Genomic DNA, 289 nt, shown 5'->3' with positions numbered 1-289 from the left:
TGCGTGCCTTTACGCAGGATGACGCCCATATTTTCTGCACGCCCGAACAGATGGAAAGTGAGACGCAGCGGATTTGTGATCTGGTGCTCTCGATTTACCGGGATTTTGGCTTTGATGATGTCAGGATCAAGTTCTCCGATCGTCCGGAAAAGCGGGTGGGGTCGGACGAAATATGGGACCGCTCAGAAGCTGCGCTGCGCCATGGTGTCGAAGCTGCCGGACTGACATACACCCACAATCCCGGCGAAGGCGCCTTCTACGGCCCGAAACTGGAGTTCGTGCTGCGGGA

General features: G+C 56.7%; 1 protein-coding gene. It reads left to right on the top strand.

From position 1 onward, the window contains the following. Nucleotides 1-289: aminoacyl--tRNA ligase-related protein (locus HK23_RS14080; protein ID WP_373270336.1), on the top strand; the 289-nt coding region annotated here is incomplete at both ends.

Origin of the sequence: Acetobacter malorum (assembly GCF_002153605.1) — a bacterium.
Taxonomy (GTDB): domain Bacteria; phylum Pseudomonadota; class Alphaproteobacteria; order Acetobacterales; family Acetobacteraceae; genus Acetobacter; species Acetobacter malorum_A.
The sequence above is the reverse complement of the archived record's forward strand: the minus strand, read 5'-3'. Positions and strand labels throughout refer to the sequence as shown.